We start from the raw sequence: 18546 nt of genomic DNA, 5'->3' as shown, positions 1-18546 counted from the left end.
GCCCCACTCGTCACATCACTTCTTTTCTTCCGTTCCGGGGTTCAGGACGGGTTCAGGACGGGTCCAGGCGGGTGTAGCTCTTCGCGATCTCGTCGATGAAGATCCGGGTCTGCTCCACATTCAGGGCCTGCGCCCGCAGGTGCTCGTACATGACGCTGTACAGCTGGACGTCATTCGCCTTCTCCAGATAGAGGTCGCTGGTGACTCCCTCGATGTAGACGACGCTGGAATCCGCGGCGTCCGGGAATTCCAGGATGGCGTACTGCCCGTTGATCCCGGGATGGGCGCCCATGTCGAACGGCAGCACCTGGACGGTCACGTGCGGCAGGTGCGACAGCTCGACCAGACGTTCCAGCTGCTCGATCATCACCTGCTTGTCGCCGACCAGCCGGCGCAGCGCGGACTCGTCGATCACCGCCCACAGCCGCAGCGGGTGCTCGGGGGAGTTGATCCGGTCCTGGCGGCGCGAGCGGACGCTCACGCGCTTGTCGATGTCGGTCTGCGGCGCCTCCGGCAGCGCGCCCTTGATCAGCGCCTCGGCGTACTGCCGGGTCTGCAGCAGGCCCGGGATCACCTGGGGTTCGTACACCCGCAGCGATTCGGCATCGGTCTCCAGACCGATGTAGACGCTGTACGGGATGTCGCCGAAGGCATGCCACCAGCCCTGCTGGCGGGAGTCCTTGGCCATCTGCATGAGCGAGTCGACGACCCGGACGTCCTCGACCTCGTACACCCCGCAGAGGTCGCGGACATCGCGCTGGCTGATGGAACGGCGGCCGTTCTCCAGGCGGCTGATCTTCGACTGCGAGACCAGCAGTCGCTCCGCCACCTCTTCTGCGGTCATGCCCTTGATCTCGCGCAGGCGGCGCAATTCCTGACCCAACCGGCGTCGTCTGACGGTGGGATTGACGTTGGACGGCACGGAAACGGCACCTCCGGCTATGTAGCTGTGCGTATCTACTGCTCAGCAGATTGCCACCCGTGGCCCCGGCCGCGCTGGAAAACGCACACACGCAGCGGCGCGGGGCAGTCGGTGGTACCGACTGCCCCGCGCTTGGTGCGGCTCCCGGACCGGGTCTTTGGGGACGTCGGTGCGGCGGTATTCGGTTGTTGCGGTGATGCGGTGTGTAGCAGTGTGTTGTGGTGCTGCTGTGCGGGTGCTGCGTCGGCGCTCGTGCCGCCCTAGTGGGCCGCGGTGTGCGCCATGCTGTCGCGACGTGACTGCGACTGTGCTTGCGGTTGCAACGGAACGCCGGCCGCCTGGTTGCGGCGCGGCTGTGCGACCGCCCCGTTCTGGACGTCCATGACGGCGTGCGCCACGAGACCGCCCATCGGGTCGTGTCTGATCAGATCCCGGAGCCGGGAGCGCGAAGAGCGCCCCTCGTTCCCGGGGTACAGGTGCTTGCCGAGTCCGACCGCGTGGGCCAGTGCGGCGAGCGCCGCGGTCCGCGGGTCCGGCGGTACGCCGGTGCGGATCGCGCTGTCCAGCCGGGCCTTGATGTCCCGGCTGATTGCCGTGTCCGTCGCCTGGTAGCGAGTTGTCGGCAGCACTCCGCACATCTGGCCCGCCACGGCATGCACCATGCCGCACCGCTCCAGATGAGCGAGGTAAATCTGGCGAAGCCCCAGTCGGGGTCCGCCTATCCAGTGGACGGCCCGGACCGGGCTGCCGCGTCTGCGCAGCAGTTCCAGTGCGGAGTCCAGAGTCGGATCTCCTGTCGGCCGTGGCATCACCACGGCGATACGATCCCCGTCAGGGGCTATCCGTCCTGCCAGGGCCAGCTCTACTAGCTGGGCTCCGGCGAGGCCGAGGTCGAGCGACTGCGGCTGCGCTGTGGTACCCGTGGTCGGGTCCAGAGCGAGCAACAGAAGCTCCTCCGGAATTGTTCTGCGGCTCCTGCCCATCCATGCCTCCCCGCGTGGATGAGTGACAGGGTGACCCCTCTCACATCTGTCTGTCGAGGGTGCCTGGGTGCTTTGTACTGGAACCAGTAGGTATGTCGTTCTCGTCTAGCAGCTCAGCCGAGGGTTCACACGGGACACTGGTAGATGGTTCGGACAGCGCGGGGATGTCCCCGTGCCGCATGGAGGAGGCATCGGTGGCGGGCGAGTCCCCCGACAAGTCGGAGCAGCGGAAGTCGTCGGGAACGGCTCGTAGCGAGCACGATCCGCGGCTCTCGGTGTTCCGCGAACCCGCCGCACCGGCGGAGTCCGGCGGCAGGACGGACACGGCGACGGCCGTGTTCGGTACGCAGCGGTCCGAGTCACCGGCCGACGGCGAGCCCGCGGCCGAGTCCGCCGCGGACGCGGCGGAGACCCACGAGGGCCCTGGGAGCCCGGCAGAGGCCCCTGAGGCCGCTCCGCGCGCCCCGGAGGAGCCCGAGGAGCCCGCAGAGCCCGCAGGGCCTGCGGAGGGCGACGAGCCCGCTGAGGCGGTCGACGCGGCGAAGGTCGATGCGGCGGATTCGGTGGAGGAGCCGGAGGGCGCGGCTGCCGAGCCCGGGAGCGATGAGGCGAAGCCGGAGCCGGAGCCCGAGCCCGAGCCGGAGCCCCAGGAGGGCGATGCGCGGCTGCGTGCGGCCGTTGCCGCCTGGGTGTCCACGGACGACGAGGCGGGGGACGGCGAGGCGCGGGACGACGAGGCCGACGGTGGTTCGGCTGACGGCGGCCCGTCCGACGAGGAACCGGCGGCGGAAGCCGAGGAGCCCAGCTCAGAGCCCGACGAGGATGACGACAAGGACTCCGAACGGGAGCCCGACGCGAAGTCCGACGTAAAGCCCGATGCGAAGCCCGACAAGAAGGCCGACGCGAAGTCCGACCCCGACGAAGACTCCGCCGCAGAGCCCAAATCCGACGCGGAGCCCGAGGCGAAGTCCGACGCGGAGCCCGTCGCGAAGCCGGACGTAAAGCCCGACGCGAAGCCCGACAAGAAGGCCGACGCGAAGTCCGACCCCGACGAAGACTCCGCCGCAGAGCCCAAATCCGACGCGGAGCCCGAGGCGAAGTCCGACGCGGAGCCCGTCGCGAAGCCGGACGTAAAGCCCGACGCGAAGCCCGACGAAGACTCCGCAGCGAAGCCCGACGCGGAGCCCGACGCGGAGCCCGGTATCGACCAGGCGACCGCCGTCTTCAAGGCGCCCAAGCTGCCCCGCGTCGACCAGCCGACGACCACGCTGAAGGTCAACCCGCCGTCGGCCGCGAAGCCGAAGCCCGGGGCCGAGCCGGACTCCGCACGGAAGTCCGAGCCCGAGTCCCCCGCCGAGCGGACCAGCAAGTTCGTACCGCTGCGCGCCGACGACGTACGACCGGCCCCCGCGCCCCGCAGCCCCGAGGCGCCGGCCCCGGCCCCGGCCCCGGAGTCCGGTCCGGAGCGGCCGGGGGCCACCCCCGCGTGGGGCGCCCAGCTGACCGGTGACGCGTCGCTCGGTGGCGCCGAGCGGACCCGGCAGCAGCCGATGCCGCCCAGGCCGCCGCTCGACCTGCTGGCCGAGCTGACGAACACCCCGCCGCCGCCGGAGACCCCGGTCCGCACGGCCGTGCGGAGGGTCAAGATCTGGACGCCGCTGGTGCTCCTGCTGGTGATCGCGTTTGCAATCGTGCAGATGGTGCGTCCGCTGCCGGAGCCCGCGCTCGTGATGTCGGCGGAGTCGACGTACACGTTCAAGGGCGCGGACCTGAAGCTCGAATGGCCCGCGCAGGGGCAGTCGGCGGTCAGCGTGGACGGTGTCGGTTCGCTCGGCTCCGCGGGTGCGCAGAAGCCGGCGCCGATCGCCAGTGTCGCCAAGATCATGACGGCGTACGTGATACTCCAGGGCCACCCCCTCGCCGGCAAGGACCAGGGCGAGAAGATCACTGTCGACCAGCAGGCGGAGGACGAGTCCAAGGCGGAGGACGAGTCCAAGGTGCCGATCTCCAAGGGGCAGCAGTTCACGGAGAGGCAGATGCTGCAGCTCCTGATGATCCCCTCGGGCAACAACGTGGCGCGGCTCCTCGCCCGCTGGGACGCCTCGTCGGAGGCCGCCTTCGTCACCAAGATGAACGACGCGGCCAAGAAGCTCGGCATGAGCCACAGCACGTACACGGACCCGAGCGGTCTGAAGAAGACGACCGTCTCCACCGCCGACGACCAGCTCAAGCTGGCCGCCGCCGTCATGAAGAACGAGGTGTTCCAGGGGATCGTCGACACCCCGCAGATCAAGGTCGACGGCATCGACACGACGATCTACAACAACAACACCATCCTGCTCGAACCGGGCGTGAGCGGTATCAAGACCGGTTCCTCCACCCCGGCGGGCGGCAATCTGATCTGGTCGGCCAACACCGTCGTGGACGGCAAGAAGCTGTGGATCTACGGCGCCGTCATGGGGCAGCAGGCGGGAACCGGCCAGCCGTACGACAGCCTGGTGATGTCGCTGTCCAACAGCCTCAAGCTGATCAAGGGTGCGCAGGAGGCCGTGACCTCGGCCAAGGCGGTCCACAAGGGCGACGTCGTCGGATATGTGGACGACGGGTTCGGCGGCCACACCCCGCTGGTCGCGACCAAGGACCTGAAGGCGATGGGCTGGCAGGGACTTGAGGTGGAGCTCTCCGTGACCGGTAACGGCAAGGAGATCTCGCGCACCATGAAGGCGGGCACGGAGGTCGGCATGGTGACGGTGGGGACGGGCAGCGGCCGGGTCAGCGCACCCGTCGCCCTCCAGCAGGACCTGACGGAACCGGGCTTCGGCCAGAAGCTGACCCGCATCAGCTGATCCGGCGGACGGGGCGGCCGACTGGCCGAACCCTTGAAGGCGCGGCCCCCTGTGCTCACGTGACGCGGTTCACGTGAGCACAGGGGGCCGGAAACCCTCCGGCCGACGTCAGAGGCTGCGTGCTAGCGTCCCAGGGGCAACGCGTGTATCCCGGAACGCGTTTTCCGGCACTGACGCCCACGCTGCCAGCAGGTCGGCGGTTCCACCGCGTCCGGGGAAGGACGGGGAGAGTCGCAGTGACCACTGCTGAGCCGACACGGGCGAAGAGCGGCGAAGGCCGGGTGCGGGGTCCGGGCGGGGAATCCGTGCCGGAGGGCGCCGGTCGGTTCGACGGTTTCAAGCGGCGCTGCGTACGCCATCCGGTCCTCCTGACGACCGCGGTGGCCGCGGTGGTCCACATCCTCTGGTTCTTCTTCTTCGCGAACAGCGGCGGCGACATCGCGGCCCAGGACGCCTGGGCCGAGTTCGTCGGCCGGCACCCCGGTACCGCGTACAACCTGGCCTGGTACGGGGGGATGCACCCCGTCTCGTACAGCGTCGTGTCGCCGTATCTGATGTCGCTGCTCGGTGTCCGTACGACGATGATGATCGTCGGTACGGTCTCGGCGGGGCTGACCGCGCTGATCCTGGTCAGGGTGCGGGCCGTCCGCAATCCGATCGCGTGCTCGATGGCCGGTGTCTTCGCGTATCTGTGCAACGCGATGTCGGGCCGGGTGACATTCGGCCTCGGCATGATGTTCGCGGTCGGTGCGGTGGCGGCGGTGTTCTGCTGGCCGTACCGCTGGCGGTACAGGCGTTGGGCGAAGGCGGCTGTCGCCGCGCCGCTCGCCGGGCTCGCGACCGCCGGCAGTCCTGTGGCCGGGCTCTTCCTCGGTGTGGTCGCGGCGGCCCTGTTCCTGAACAAGCGCCGCCCCGGTGCGTACGCGCTGGGGCTGGCGCCGGTCGTGGTGGTGGCGCTCTCCGCGTGGCTGTTCCCGTTCTCCGGTACGCAGCCGATGTCGGTCGCGACGCTCTCGGGGCCGTTCATCTTCGCGGTCCTGATCTTCTTCCTGGTGCCGGGCGACTGGAAGACGGTGCGGACGGCGGCCGCGGTCTACGGCATCGGGACGCTGCTGACGTACGTCGTGGACTCGCAGATCGGCTCGAACGTGTCGCGGATGGCGATGCTGTTCGCCGGGGTGGTGCTGCTGGCCGCGCTGCCGTACGCGCGGCCCCGCTCCCGGCGGTGGTACGCGCTGGTCCTCGCGATCGTCGGGCTGAACTTCTGGATCGGGTTCAAGGGCGTGGACGACATAGTCCGTACCGCACCCGACGCGTCCTGGGCGCGGTCGCTGGCTCCGCTGGTCAACCAGCTCCAGACGGTCGGTGCCGAACGGGGCCGGGTCGAGGTGGTCCCGCCGAGCAGTCACCGGGAGGCGTCCGCGCTGGCCCCGGTGGTGAACCTGGCCCGCGGCTGGAACCGGCAGGCCGACATGGAGCGCAATCCGCTCTTCTACGACGACACCCTGAACTCCGTGAACTACCGGCAGTGGCTCGACCGCTGGGCCGTGCACTACGTGGTGCTGCCGCAGGGCTCTCCCGACTCCAGTGGCGCGGTGCAGGAGACGGAACTGGTGAGCAAGGGGCTGCCGTACCTGAAGCCGATCTGGTCCAACTCCAACTGGCGGCTCTACTCGGTGGACAGCCCGGTGCCGCTGGCCGATCCGCCGGCGACGGTGGACGAGGCCGGTGCGGGAGAGCTGACCATCCATGTGAAGAAGGCGGGCCGGGTGCTGATCCGCATCCCGTACTCGCGTTGGCTCGCCGTGCTCGACGAGGAGGGCCGCAGCGTGGAGCGACCCCAGGAGACGGAGGAGTCCAAACGCCGCGAGGACAAGGACATCCCCAGGGACTTCGTCAACGCGAACGGCTGCCTGATCAAGCTGGACGAGGACCAGTACGGCGACGAGTGGACGGAACTGCTGGCACCGCGCGCCGGTGTGTACCGGCTCGGCGCGCCGTACCAGCTGTCGCCGGGGACGCCGTGCCCGGAAGAGCTGCGCTGACGGGGGCAGAGGCGGGGGCTGACGGGGCGGGTGTGTACTTTCCATCTTGGAAAGTTGATGCCATGATGGCAAGCATCAAGCCGTCAGTGCCGGCAGTGCCGGCAGTGCCGTTCGTGCCGTGTGTCCTGGGGAAGGATTCGGTGTGCTCATGTCGTCGTCGCTGGAGAACAAGTCCGCGCTCCCGGAGGACGGTGGCGGGACGACGGTGTGTGCCGAGGACGCGCTGAAGGGTGTGGAGAGGGCCAGGGAGCGGGCTCGCCTCAGGGCCGGGCTGGCTCCCGCGTGGTACGGACCGGCCGCGGCGGTGACTCTGGTGGTGCCGAGCGTGGTGCAGGCCTGGAGTCGCGGCAGGGGCGGCTGGGCGACCGCGGTGGCGCTTGTCGTGTCGCTCCTCGGGCTCGCGGCCGTGTTCGCGCTCGTCCGGGCGGCGAGGCGGGCTGGGGGAGTACGGGTGACGCGTTCCCTCTCCTCGCGCCTGAGCCGGAGCCGGTTCGCGCTTCCGGCCGTCCTGGCGGCGGGCCTGGTGGCAGGAGGCTGCTGCTGGGCGTCGGGGGCCGGGGCGGCCACGACCCGGATCACGGCGTTCGCCGTAGCGGGGCTCGGCGTGTGGGGCGTGTGCCTCGTCCGTAACGCGGCGATCGGTCGCGCGCTGAGAGAGCTCGCGTGAAGGACGATCCGCCGGGACTGGAGCGGGCCGCCCTGGACGAGACCATCCACCACCCGACCCGGCTGGCCGTGGTCGCCTTTCTCTCCGCGTGCGACGAGGCGGACTTCGCCGCCGTCCGCGACGGCTGCCAGGTGTCCGACTCGGTCCTCAGCAAGACCGCGTCGGCGCTGGAGGCCGCCGGTTACCTGCACGTCCGCAAGGGACACGTCGGCAAGCGCCCCCGGACCTGGCTGTCCCTCACCCCCGTCGGCGAACAGGCCCTGGCCGGCCACATCGCGGCGCTCCAGAACATCGTGACCACGGCCCGGAGCGCGGCCACGACCGCCCGGGAAGCGGAGGAGTCGGCGGAACCTGCGGAGCCGACGGCGCGACCGGTGCCGTCCCCCGAGTGAACGGCCTCTGACACCGGGAGCGCGCGACAGACCGGCGCGTGGGCTGACCTCGCGCGCGGGTCACCCCCCAACGCGGGCCGGTGCCCGGCGGTTGTCCGCCGGGCACCGGCCCTTCCGTCGATCGTCCGTGTTGTCAGGGCCTCAGCGTGACGGCCCCGGTATCTGTGTCGGCCCCGGCATCACGGTGCCAGCGTCTGGCCGAGGTGGGCAGCCACCGGGGTGCCGAGGTTGGAGCGGCCGTAGTAGAGGGCGCTCTTGGCGGAGATGCCCGCGCTGCCGCTGTCCAGCTGGAGGAAAACGCCGTCGCCGGCGTTCTCGCCGTCCGCGCCGATCGCCAGGTCCGCACGGCCGTAGCCGGACAGGTCCTGGAGGAGGACGGAGGATCCCAGCCGGTCACCGGACTCCGTGTCACCGGAGACGTCGGCCGTGTCCTGGCTGTAGGTGACCGAGCCGGTACCCGAGATGCCGGTGGAGGTGCCCTTGAAGAGGATCACCGCGCCGGCGTCCACCCGGCTCACCCCGGCACGGGTGATGTCCTCGTTCGGGGATCCGGCCATGACGTCCGCGTACCCGTCGAGGTCGTAGTCGCCGACTGCGACGGAGGCGCCGAGGTCGTCGCCCGTCTCGCCGCCGCCCGGCACATCGGCTGAATCCTGTCCGAGAGTGATCGCGCCGGTCGCGGTGAGGCCGGTCGTCGTGCCCTTGAGCAGGGTGACCGTGCCGCCCTTGACGGTCGTACCGGACTCGGTCGTGCCCGGCTGGCCGACGACCAGGTCGTCGATGCCGTCGCCGGTGACGTCGCCGGCGGCCAGGGAGCGGCCGCCCTTCGCGGAGAGGATCCCGACGCGCTGCAGCCCGCCGGACGATCCCTTCAGCCACAGGACACGGGAAATGCCGCTCGGGTCACGGAAGTTGACGGCGGCGTCCGCGTAACCGTCCCGGTTGAAGTCGCCGGTGGCGACGGCCGCGTAGGAGACGGCCGCCGTGTAGGCGGTGGTGTTCAGGTACCCGGATGTGGCCGCGCCGGTGCCGGAGTCGTACGACCACCAGCGGCCGGGCTCGCCGGGCGCGACGGAGAAGACGTCGGACCTGCCGTCCGCGTCGAAGTCTCCGGTGGCGACGGAGGTGCCGAGCTTCTCACCGGTGGCGCGGGTCGCGGTCGCGGTCCCGTACGACGTGCCGGTGTTGAGCGCGGGGCCGTACATCACGGAGATCAGGCCCGAGTCGGCGTGGCCGCTGGTGTCGTCCTCGCCGGGCGAGCCGATGACGAGGTCGCCGTATCCGTCACCGTTGACATCGCCGTACGCGTTGGACGCGCCGAAGAGGTCACCGGACTCGCTGCTGCCGGGGACGCCGGGGCTGTTCTGGTCGATGATCCTCCCCGCGGAGGCGACCGGGCCGTCGTCGCCGCCCGGGACGACCGTGAGCGAACCGGCGCCGCTGCCCGTCTGCGGGGTGCCCGCGACCAGGTCGGTCACGCCGTCACCGTCGAAGTCCGAGCGGGTGAGGGCATGCGAGATGCCGGGCGAGGCGGCGAGGGTACGGAGCAGCGGCAGCTTGCCGTACAGGGCGTCGCCGGGGCACAGCGTGGCGTTGGTGTCGCGGTGGCCGAAGACCCGGGGCAGCGTGATCGATTCGCCCTCTGCGACCTTGTTGCCGTCCTGGCCGAGCGGCGAACCGGACACCAGGGTCACGTTGGAGCTCGGGCTGATGCCGTACATGCCGAACTTCCAGGCGACGACCCGGGAAATGGCCTCCAGGCCGGCCCGGGTCGGCTTCAGCGTCATCGTGTTGCCGATGTACGAGATGCCGACCGTGTCGGTGTTGAAGCCGACGTCGTGGGCGCCGGTCACCGGGAGGTCCATGCCGCCGCTGCGGCCCTCGAAGATCTGGCCGCAGCGGTCGACGACGAAGTTGTAGCCGATGTCGTAGTAGCCGCGGGCGAAGTGCTCCTGCTGGATGGTGCGCATCCGGGCCATCGACTGGCTGCAGGGGACGCCGTTGTCCTGGTCGACGCCGGTGTGATGGACGACGGCGGCCTTGATCTCCTGACCGTATTCGGGCGTGCCGTCGTAGTCCGTCGAGGCACCCCACTGGGCCTGGGTGATGATCGGCGGCTTGACGACGGTCGAGGGCAGGGGAGCCGGAGCGGTCGGCGAAGGGGAGGCCGTCGCCGTCCCGCTGGGCGTGGCCGGGGCGGTCGGGCTCGCGGGGGTGGTGGGCGGTGCCGTCGGGGTCGCGGGATCGGTGGGCGAAGAGGTGGTGCCCGCGGGTGCGGGCGCGTCGGTGCCCGTGTCCGACGGGGCCGGCGTGACGTCTCGCGCGGACGCGACGGGCTTCGGGGCGCCCGCCGGGTCGGTGCCGGGGTCGAGGAGTTTCACGTCCATGCCGGACGGGAGCGCGGAGGCGGAGCCGTCTGCGGCGACCACCCGCACCTCGACGCCGTCCGAGGGCCCGGTCCACACCGCGGAGGTGCCGCCGCGGGGCGCCGCGTCCTCGGCCTCCTTGCCGTCGGCGGAGAAGGGGTCGTCCGGCAACGCCTGCCAGCCCGACCACTTACCGGTCCCGACCCCCTTCGAACGTATCTGGGCCGTCCCCTTGAGCTCGGCGTCCGGGTCCGACCAGGTCAGCAGGGCTGCGCTGTACTCCTTGGTGCCTTGCTTCGGCAGCCCCTTGCGACCGGCCCCCTGGCCGGCGAGCCCGACCGTACGCACGGCCGCGGCCCGCACCTCGTGGTCAACCGCCGTTCCGTTGCCGGCCGGACCGGCGACCGCGTAGGCCGCTGACCCCGCTCCGCTCAGGACGACGACGCCGACGGTCAGGAGCGCCCGTCTCCTCAGGCCCAGCGGTCTGTGCGTGTGCTTCTTGCTCGTGCTCAATTCCCCACCCCATTGGTCTCGTTCGTGGTCACGTGAGTACTGCAAGTCCCCTTGTGTGTCTTGGAGTTCAGCGCCGGTGAAGCGTGGAGCGTCACACCAAGGGCAAGCCCGGCGCGGCCATTGGGTGCGGTGGCCCGCGAGGAACGGCCTTTCTATCGGACGGCTCTGACATCGGGCTGGGGATTTTTGCCACGGAGCCGAATCGATCAGTTCATCACCCGGTCCGGTTGCCACGGTCCGGAACGTAGGACCGCCCCACGACGATCATCGGCCGGTCATGCCGTGCGGCCCGCTACAGCATCGAGAGCAAGGCGCCACGGGTAGGGCAGCCGCTCACCGGGCTGGTTCGGCTCGAAGCCGCCCGCCCCGTAGAGCACCGTCACGCCAGCCGTACGCAGCGTCTCCACCGACGTGTCGAACTGGGGGTGTTGCGCATAGGCGGCGTTCACACACGGCATCGCGACCGTCGGGATCCGTTTGCCGATACCCTCCGCCACGACGCCGACGACGAACGTCGATGTGATCCCGAGGGCCCACTGATTGATCGTGTTGAAGGTGGCGGGGGCGAGGAGGATGACGTCCGCCTTGGGCCATACGTCCGGCTGCCCGGGGAGCTTGTACTCCGAGCGCACCGGGTGATCGGTCAGACGCTCCAACTCGGGCACGTCCTTCTCCAGCCAGCGAGCTGCCGACGGTGTCAGGCCGAGGCACACATCCCAGCCGCGCTGCTGGGCGTCTGAGATGACGTCGGCTACCTCGAAGACGGGCGGCGCGGCCGAGCCGAACAGATAGAGAGTCGTCATACCGCCCATCCCAACACATGCAACCACCCCCGAAACGGATGGAATCGGGGGCGATACGGGGTCCAACGCCAGGTGGCGTGGGTACGGTTCCGGATGACGAGTCAGGAACGAGGTAGCAGTATGCCCACCCCCGACGACAGCAGCACAGGCGAACGCAGCACAGGCGAACGCATCAAGGAGCAACGGCGGCGCGCCCGGCTCAGCCAACGAGCGCTTGCACAGCGGATTCCGTACTCGTACAGCCTGCTGAATCAGGTGGAGTGCGGGGCGCGCGTCGCTTCTGCCGCGTTCACCGCCGCCATTGCTGTCGCCCTCGGGATCGACGTCACTCTCCTCACCGGGCCGTCGCAGGCGACTGGCGCGCAACACCGGCGCCTCGCCGCCCTGGTGCGCCCGATCCGCGAGTCCCTCTCCCTGTACGACCTGGCACCGGGCGGTCGCATCCCGGCACGCCCGGTGGCCGATCTGGTGTCGGATGCCGACCGCCTCTGTCAGGAGGTCCGGGCGACGCACCTCCGCAAAGCGGCGCGGGCCCTGCCCGAGGTCATCGGCGACCTGACTCTCGCAGCCACCACCGTGCCGACGACCGAGACGTGGCGTGCCCTCGCGTCCACCTACCGCACGGCTCACGACATCGCCGTGAAGCTGGGTTTCCCTGACCTCGCCTTCGTCGCCCTGGACCGCATGGGCTGGGCCGCCGACCGGGCGTCGGACCCGTGCCTTGCCGCGATTCGCCAGTACCGCCGGGCGCTCGGGCATGCCGAGGCCGAGCAGGGTCTCGGGCGGCGGCTGGTCGAGGCCGGTCAGGCGCTCGTCGTTGACCTGAGGTCGCGGGAAGGGCTCGCCGTCGCCGGTCAACTGCACCTCGGGGCCTCGGCCGTGGCTGCCCGAGCCGGCGACAGCAGTGCCGTTGACCACCACATCGCCGCAGCCCGTGAACTGGCCGAACGCGTCGGCGGCGAGGCCCCCGAGGTGCACTGGCTCAGCTTCGGCCAGATGAACGTGACCCTCCACGAGATGGGCGCGGCCATCACCATGCGCCGCTACGACGACGCGCTGCGCCAAGCCCGCGCGTTGAAGCTTCCGCCCACGACGCTGACCTCACGGCGCTCCCGATATCTGGTGGACCGTGCGCTGGTGGAGATGGAGACCGGGCACCTGGACGCCTCCCTGCGGAACCTGGTCGCAGCACGACGGACCGCCCCGGAGCAGACCCGCTACCACCCGCGGACCCGGGAGACGGTGACAGGGCTGCTCCACACGTCCCGCCGCACGTCTGAATCCCTCGCCGGTATGGCTACCTGGATCGGCCTGTAGACCGCTCACCACGCTCACACATCTGTGAGCGTTGTGCCCCTCGTGTCCTGGAACGCTCGTCTCACTGATCAGCGACGAGCCGGGGACCGCCATGACCGTGAGAGATCTGCCGCCAGTCGGCGCATTGAGTGAGCAGCAGCGGCGGGGGTGGCGCTGTGTCTGGTGCCGTCATCCGCTCGCGGTCGGCGCTGACGTCGACCTGGGCGAGCGGCGCGCCCGCCCGGCCGGTGATGCCGCGTACTCGTGGTTCCCCCGCGCCTGTGCGGACACGCAGGCGTGCGCATCCCGGACCCGGAAGGTGACGGGGTGAGCCCCCGCTCGGTCATGCGGTTCGTGGAGTGGACGATCGGCGCCCCCCGTGGCGAGTTGCCGCAGACCGTCATCGTCGTCCGCTGCCTCGAACCCGACTGCACCGCGACGTCCGAACCGAGCCCCTCGCACATCGGCCCCGACCACTGGGCCCTGAAGCACGCCGGAAGGACGGGCCACACCGCGTACGAAGAGGTGGCCCGCTGCCGACTCGTCGCCACCCCGAAGGAGGCCCGATGATCTGCGACCGCTGCGACCTGCCGATGACCGCCGACGAGTCATCCGCGTACGACATCCCCGGAGCAACCGGCCCCGGCGTGACGATCACCGTCCACCGCGAGCTGTGCACACCACCGCCCCGGCCGAGGACGTACACCTACCCGTCCCACTGAGCTCCCGCCCGTTCGCGCCCCCAACGGATCGGGCGAGTCGCACGGTGTGGCTCCGTGGCGTCCCTGGTGGGACCAGTGGGACCCAGGGGGCCCGTCAGGGCAGGCGCAGGCCGCCGGCCGGCAGGCCCAGTTCTGCTTCCGCGAGTGTGCGGGCAAGGTTGGTGAGGGGTTCCATGCGCCGGTCGGCGCTGGTGTTGATGTACGCGCTGGCTCCGTCCACGACGGCGAGGATGCGTACGGCGGCCGCCCACGGATCCTCGCAGCGGAACGCCTGCTCCCGTACGCCGCGCGTGATGATCTGTTCGATGCGGTGGCACCAGCGCAGCTCCTGGCTGACGACCTGGTCGTGCAGCACGGGACGGTAGCGGGACAGGTGCCGCGCGTTGATCCAGAGCTTGCTCACGTTGTCGAACTCGGTGTCCGAGATCAGGGTGAAGAAGCGCTGGAGGGTGCCCAGGGGGCCATCGCTCCCGGTCTCGGCCGCCGCCGCCTCGGGCAGCAGGCCGTCCAGCTCTGCCGTGGTGGCGCTGGTGAACGCCTCGGCCACGAGTTCCTCGACCACGGGGAAGTAGTGGTGGATGAGTCCGGACTGGACTCCGAGGCCGTCGGCGATCCGCTGCCGGGTGACGCACTCCAGGCCGTCTTCAAGCCCGACCTGCGCGGCAGCTGCCACGATCTCGCGCCGGCGTTCGGCCGCCGCTTTGCGGACTTGCCTCTCAGGACCCCTTGACGTCATGGCGAGGATGCTATTGGCTGTGCAGCCAAATAACAATTGGCTCTACAGCCAATAAATGGATCGCCGCTCGAACGGCTGCCGTGGCAACAGCCCGTACCGGGACGAGAACGGCGAGCCGACGGCGGCCTCCACCGTGTGAGCGCCGCCGAACGCGCGCCCAGCAATGCCAGGAGACGAACGTGGACCACAACCGTGCCGATGCCGGTGAGCTGGCTGAATACGGCTACGAACAGGAGCTCAAACGCACCCTGTCCGCGTGGGCCGTGTTCGCTCTCGGGTTCGCGACGATCTCCCCGGTGGTCGGCATCTACGCCGTCGCCCAGCTGGGGTTCGTCTTCGCCGGACCCACCTGGATCTGGGCGGTCGTCGTCGCCTTCCTGGGGCAGCTGCTGGTCGCCACGGTCTACGCCGAACTCTCCTCGCAGTTCCCGATCACCGGTGGGGTCTACCAGTGGGTCCGCCGGCTGGGCGGACCCCGGCTGGGCTGGCTGGTGGGGTGGATCTATCTGGCCTCGGCCATCGCGTCCCTGACCACCGTGGCCTACCTCGGTTCCAGCTGGCTGCACATGCTCTTCAGCGACTCGGAACCGTCACCGGTGACCCATGTACTGCTCGGAGTGGTCTTCATCGCCGTGGCCCTGGGCATCAATCTGCTCGGCGTCAACCCGGTCAAGCACTTCCTCAACGCGGGCATCGTCGCCGAAGGCGTTGTCTCCATCGCCGTCAGCGTGTTCCTGCTGCTCTTCGCACGCCACCACGGATTCAGCATCCTGTTCGACACCCTGGGCGCGGAGTCCGCCTCCGGCGGGTCCGTCGTGGCCGGGTTCGTGACGTGTCTGGCCGTGGCCGGCTGGGCCTTCCTCGGGTTCGACGCGACCACCCAGGTCGCGGAGGAGACCGAGCGGCCGCGCCGCAGCGTGCCCCGGGCTCTGCTGCGCTCCTACGTGTTCGTGGCGTTCACGGTGCTGCTGACCTCGATCGCGGTGACGTTCGCGCTGCGCCGCCCCGAGGACGCCGTCTCAGGGAAGACCGTGGACCCCGTCTTCGACGCGGTGACGCAGGGCCTGGGCAGCTGGAGCGGGAAGCCGTTCATCGTCGTCGTCCTGGTCGCGTTCTTCGCCTGCGCCATCTCGATCCAGACCTACATCGGGCGGGCCGTCTACGCCTTCGCGCGGGACCGGCAGCTGCCCTGCTCCGCTCAGCTGGCCAAGGTCGGAGAGCGCCAGATCCCCTGGGTCTCGCTCACCGTGACGGCCGTCCTCGCGGGGCTCGGCCTCCTGCTCGGGCTCAACGGCAACGCGGCGGCCACGCTGATCTCCTTCGGATCCGGTGGCTTCTACTTCATCTTCCTGGCGGTCGCCCTCGTCGCGCTCGTCGCACGCCTCCGAGGCCGCTGGAATCCGGCGGAGGGCGAGTTCCGGCTGGGCCGGGCCGGTCTGGTGATCAACGTGGCCGCCGTGGTGTGGCTGCTGTTCGAGGCGGTCAACATCGCCTGGCCCCGCGCCGAACTCGCCCCGCCGTCCGGCAGCTGGGTCCAGGTGTGGGCCGTGGTCCTGGTCTTCTCCGCGCTGCTCGTCGTCGGCCTGGTCTACGTCGCCGTCGCCAAACCCCACACCCGGCTCACCCCCAACAAGTCGACCAAGTCGACCGAGGAAGTCAAGGCTCTCTGATGTCCGCGCACCTCTCCACCGCCACCGCCACCGCCCCCGCCCTCGTCTACGACCCCGTCGCGGGACTGCACACCCGCGAGATCTCCCACCGGCCCGCCGGACCCGGCGAGGTCGAGATCGACATCCGCGCTGCCGGGGTGTGCCACTCCGATCTGCACATCCTGACGGGGGACTGGCCCAGCGACCGCCCCCTCGTCATGGGCCACGAGGCCGCCGGCGTGGTCACGGACACAGGTGACGGCGTCGGCGCGGTGCAGGCGGGCGACCACGTCGTCCTCTCCTGGTTCGCGCCCTGCCGCCGCTGCCGGAAGTGCCTGGCCGGCATGGCCTGGCTGTGCACCGGCACCCAGGCCGTGGCCAACACCCTGCCTGACGGCACGACACCCATCACCGACGCCCGGGGGGAAGAGGTCTGGCCCTTCCTGGGACTCGGCGCGTTCACGAGCCGGGTCGTCGTGCCCGAATCGGCCGTGGTCAAGGTCCCCGACGAGCTGCCGTTCGGCATCGGGGCCCTGCTGGGCTGCTCCATCTCCACCGGCATCGGCGCGGTCCTGAACACCGCGGGCGTGCGGGCCGGCGAGTCCGCGGTCGTCGTCGGCGCCGGAGGGGTGGGCCTGTCCGTGGTGATGGGCCTGCGCCTGGTGGGGGCCGATCCGATCATCGCCGTCGACCTCTCGCCCGAGCGCCTGGCCGCCGCCGAACGGTTCGGGGCGACCCACACGCTCGACGCCGCCACGACCGACGTGGCCGCCTGGTGCCAGGAGGAACTCGGCGGGGTCGACTACGCCTTCGAGGCCATCGGCAGCCCCAAGGTCATCGAGACCCTCCCGAGCATGCTCACCTCCGGCGGGGCGGCCGTCCTGGTCGGCATGGCCGCCGACGGCGCGACGGGCGCGTTCAACCTCTTCGACCTCGCCGACCAGGGAAAGCGCATCCTCGGCTGCAACTACGGCTCCAGCGTCGGCGCGATCGACATCCCGAAGCTGGCCCGCCTCTACCTGGCCGGCCGGCTGCCGCTGGACGAGCTGATCGGCAAGGTCCGCCCCCTCCACGAAGCAGCCGCCGCCTTCGAGGACCTCAAGTCCGCCGTGGGGGCCCGCACCATTCTGGAACCGTAGGACTCCGCGACGCCGGCCTCGCGGCACACCCGCAAGCGAGGCCGGCGCCGCAACCTCCCTGCTACCGTTCCCCGCCCCCCACACTTCCTGGAGACCTGATGTACGCCGTCACCGACCCGTCCACCGGCACGACCACGCAGACCTACCCGACCGCCACCGACGCCGAGGTGACCGCGGCCGTAGACGCCGCCCACGCGGCCACCGCCTGGGGACGCAGCACCTCCGCGGCCGAGCGTGCCGCGCTTCTGCGCCGGCTCGGGGATCTGCACGCGGAGCACCGCGCCGAACTGGCAGCGGGCATCGTGCGCGAGATGGGCAAGCCGCTCGAAGAGGCGGAGGGCGAGATCGACTTCTGCGTCGACATCTACCACTACTACGCCGACCACGCCGAGGAGTTCCTCGCCGACGAGGAGCTCTCCGTCACCTCCGGCCCCGGTCGCGCCGTCGTCCGGCGCAGCCCGGTGGGTGTCCTGCTCGGCATCATGCCGTGGAACTTCCCCGCCTACCAGGTAGCCAGGTTCGCCGCCCCGAACCTCGCCCTCGGCAACACCATCGTCCTCAAGCACGCCCCGCAGTGCCCGGCCACCGCGGCACTGCTCGAACGGCTGGTGGCCGAGGCGGGCTTCCCCGTCGGCGCGTACGTCAACGTGTACGCCACCAATGAGCAGATCGCCGACGTGATCGCGGACCCGCGTGTCCACGGCGTGTCCCTGACCGGCTCGGAACGGGCCGGTGCCGCCGTCGCCGAGATCGCCGGGCGCCACCTGAAGAAGGTCGTCCTCGAACTCGGCGGCTCCGACCCGTTCCTCGTGCTGGCCTCCGACGACCTCGACTCCGTCGTGGACGCCGCCGTGTCCGCCCGCCTCGACAACACCGGTCAGGCCTGCAACGCGGCCAAGCGGTTCATCGTCACCTCCGGTCTCTACGACACGTTCGTCGAGAAGTTCACCGCCGCGCTCCTCGCCCGCCAGTCCGGAGCTCCCCTGTCCTCGGTCGCTGCCGCCGACACCCTGGAGCGCCAGGTGGCCGCCGCCGTCGCGGAGGGCGCGACGCTGCACACCGAGGGCGAACGCAGCGGCGCCCACTTCCCGGCCGGGGTCCTCACCGGCCTCACCACCGAGCACACCGCCGCACGCCAGGAGCTCTTCGGCCCGGTCGCCATGGTCTTCCGGGCGGCCGACGAGGAGGACGCGCTGCGGATCGCCAACGACACCCCGTACGGCCTCGGTTCGTACGTCTTCACCACCGACCCCGCACAGGCCGCCCGCGTCGCCGACGGCATCGAGGCAGGCATGGTGTTCGTCAACGGCGTCGGCGCGGAGGGCGCCGAGCTGCCCTTCGGCGGCATCAAGCGCTCCGGCTTCGGCCGCGAGCTCGGCCGCCCGGGGATCGAGGAGTTCGTCAACAAGAAGCTCATCCGCACGGTGGCGTAGGCAGCGGCGGGCCCGGGGGGCGAATCCCGGGCCC

General features: G+C 70.5%; 15 protein-coding genes. 10 read left to right on the top strand and 5 right to left on the bottom strand.

Annotation, left to right across the window (positions count from 1 at the left end; translation table 11 throughout):
- Positions 1-52 precede the first annotated feature (52 nt).
- Both OG892_RS16335 and OG892_RS16330 read right to left on the bottom strand, forming a co-directional pair.
- Entirely contained in the window at positions 53-922 is an 870-nt protein-coding gene (locus OG892_RS16335; protein ID WP_073737232.1) for a helix-turn-helix transcriptional regulator, read from the bottom strand.
- Between the two features lie 260 nt (positions 923-1182).
- A complete protein-coding gene (locus OG892_RS16330) occupies positions 1183-1905 on the bottom strand; it encodes a GPP34 family phosphoprotein (protein WP_024491270.1) in 723 nt (240 codons plus the stop codon).
- Positions 1906-2084: 179 nt separating this feature from the next.
- Here OG892_RS16330 and OG892_RS16325 point away from each other — a divergent pair, with 179 nt between their 5' ends.
- The 4 genes from OG892_RS16325 (at position 2085) to OG892_RS16310 (ending at position 7855) form a co-directional block, all read left to right on the top strand.
- Positions 2085-4751: a D-alanyl-D-alanine carboxypeptidase gene (locus OG892_RS16325; protein ID WP_371629542.1), complete on the top strand. Its 2667-nt coding sequence runs from the start codon at positions 2085-2087 to the stop codon at positions 4749-4751.
- 236 nt (positions 4752-4987) lie between these two features.
- Entirely contained in the window at positions 4988-6796 is a 1809-nt protein-coding gene (locus tag OG892_RS16320; protein ID WP_371629541.1) for an MFS transporter, read from the top strand.
- A 148-nt stretch (positions 6797-6944) separates the two neighbouring features.
- Positions 6945-7463: a hypothetical protein gene (locus OG892_RS16315; protein WP_371629540.1), complete on the top strand. Its 519-nt coding sequence runs from the start codon at positions 6945-6947 to the stop codon at positions 7461-7463.
- Positions 7460-7855: a transcriptional regulator gene (locus OG892_RS16310; RefSeq protein ID WP_079193541.1), complete on the top strand. Its 396-nt coding sequence runs from the start codon at positions 7460-7462 to the stop codon at positions 7853-7855. Before OG892_RS16315 ends, OG892_RS16310 begins: the two co-directional genes overlap by 4 nt.
- A gap of 179 nt (positions 7856-8034) precedes the next feature.
- Here OG892_RS16310 and OG892_RS16305 read toward each other — a convergent pair whose 3' ends face one another.
- Both OG892_RS16305 and OG892_RS16300 read right to left on the bottom strand, forming a co-directional pair.
- Positions 8035-10734: an FG-GAP-like repeat-containing protein gene (locus tag OG892_RS16305; protein ID WP_371629539.1), complete on the bottom strand. Its 2700-nt coding sequence runs from the start codon at positions 10732-10734 to the stop codon at positions 8035-8037.
- 275 nt (positions 10735-11009) lie between these two features.
- Positions 11010-11537 (bottom strand): flavoprotein, encoded by a 528-nt coding sequence (locus OG892_RS16300; RefSeq protein WP_371629538.1) that lies wholly within the window; start codon positions 11535-11537, stop codon positions 11010-11012.
- A 120-nt stretch (positions 11538-11657) separates the two neighbouring features.
- On the opposite strand from OG892_RS16300, the gene OG892_RS16295 reads away from it, so the two are divergent.
- The 3 genes from OG892_RS16295 to OG892_RS16285 all read left to right on the top strand — a co-directional run bounded on the left by OG892_RS16295 (position 11658) and on the right by OG892_RS16285 (position 13555).
- Positions 11658-12854, top strand: coding sequence for a helix-turn-helix domain-containing protein (locus tag OG892_RS16295; RefSeq protein ID WP_371629537.1), 1197 nt, complete (start codon positions 11658-11660; stop codon positions 12852-12854).
- Between the two features lie 306 nt (positions 12855-13160).
- Entirely contained in the window at positions 13161-13403 is a 243-nt protein-coding gene (locus OG892_RS16290) for a hypothetical protein (RefSeq protein WP_073737238.1), read from the top strand.
- Complete coding sequence (locus OG892_RS16285; protein WP_158072257.1) at positions 13400-13555, top strand: hypothetical protein; 156 nt, start codon at positions 13400-13402, stop codon at positions 13553-13555. Before OG892_RS16290 ends, OG892_RS16285 begins: the two co-directional genes overlap by 4 nt.
- 94 nt (positions 13556-13649) lie before the next feature.
- Here the strand turns inward: OG892_RS16285 and OG892_RS16280 are convergent, their stop codons facing one another.
- Positions 13650-14291 carry a TetR/AcrR family transcriptional regulator gene (locus OG892_RS16280; RefSeq protein ID WP_371629536.1) on the bottom strand — a complete coding sequence of 214 codons (642 nt, stop codon included), beginning with the start codon at positions 14289-14291 and terminating at the stop codon, positions 13650-13652.
- 179 nt (positions 14292-14470) lie between these two features.
- On the opposite strand from OG892_RS16280, the gene OG892_RS16275 reads away from it, so the two are divergent.
- From OG892_RS16275 to OG892_RS16265, 3 genes are all read left to right on the top strand, one after another.
- Positions 14471-15961 (top strand): APC family permease, encoded by a 1491-nt coding sequence (locus OG892_RS16275; protein WP_371629535.1) that lies wholly within the window; start codon positions 14471-14473, stop codon positions 15959-15961.
- The gene (locus tag OG892_RS16270) at positions 15961-17079 is read left to right on the top strand and encodes a zinc-binding dehydrogenase (RefSeq protein WP_327337436.1); all 1119 of its coding nucleotides are present in this window, start codon (positions 15961-15963) and stop codon (positions 17077-17079) included. Before OG892_RS16275 ends, OG892_RS16270 begins: the two co-directional genes overlap by 1 nt.
- 98 nt (positions 17080-17177) lie before the next feature.
- Entirely contained in the window at positions 17178-18512 is a 1335-nt protein-coding gene (locus OG892_RS16265; RefSeq protein ID WP_371629534.1) for an NAD-dependent succinate-semialdehyde dehydrogenase, read from the top strand.
- Positions 18513-18546: the final 34 nt, after the last annotated feature.

Source organism: Streptomyces sp. NBC_00341, from assembly GCF_041435055.1.
In the GTDB taxonomy this organism is placed as follows: domain Bacteria; phylum Actinomycetota; class Actinomycetes; order Streptomycetales; family Streptomycetaceae; genus Streptomyces.
Note: the sequence above shows the minus strand (reverse complement) of the source record. Positions and strands in the feature narration are given on the sequence as shown.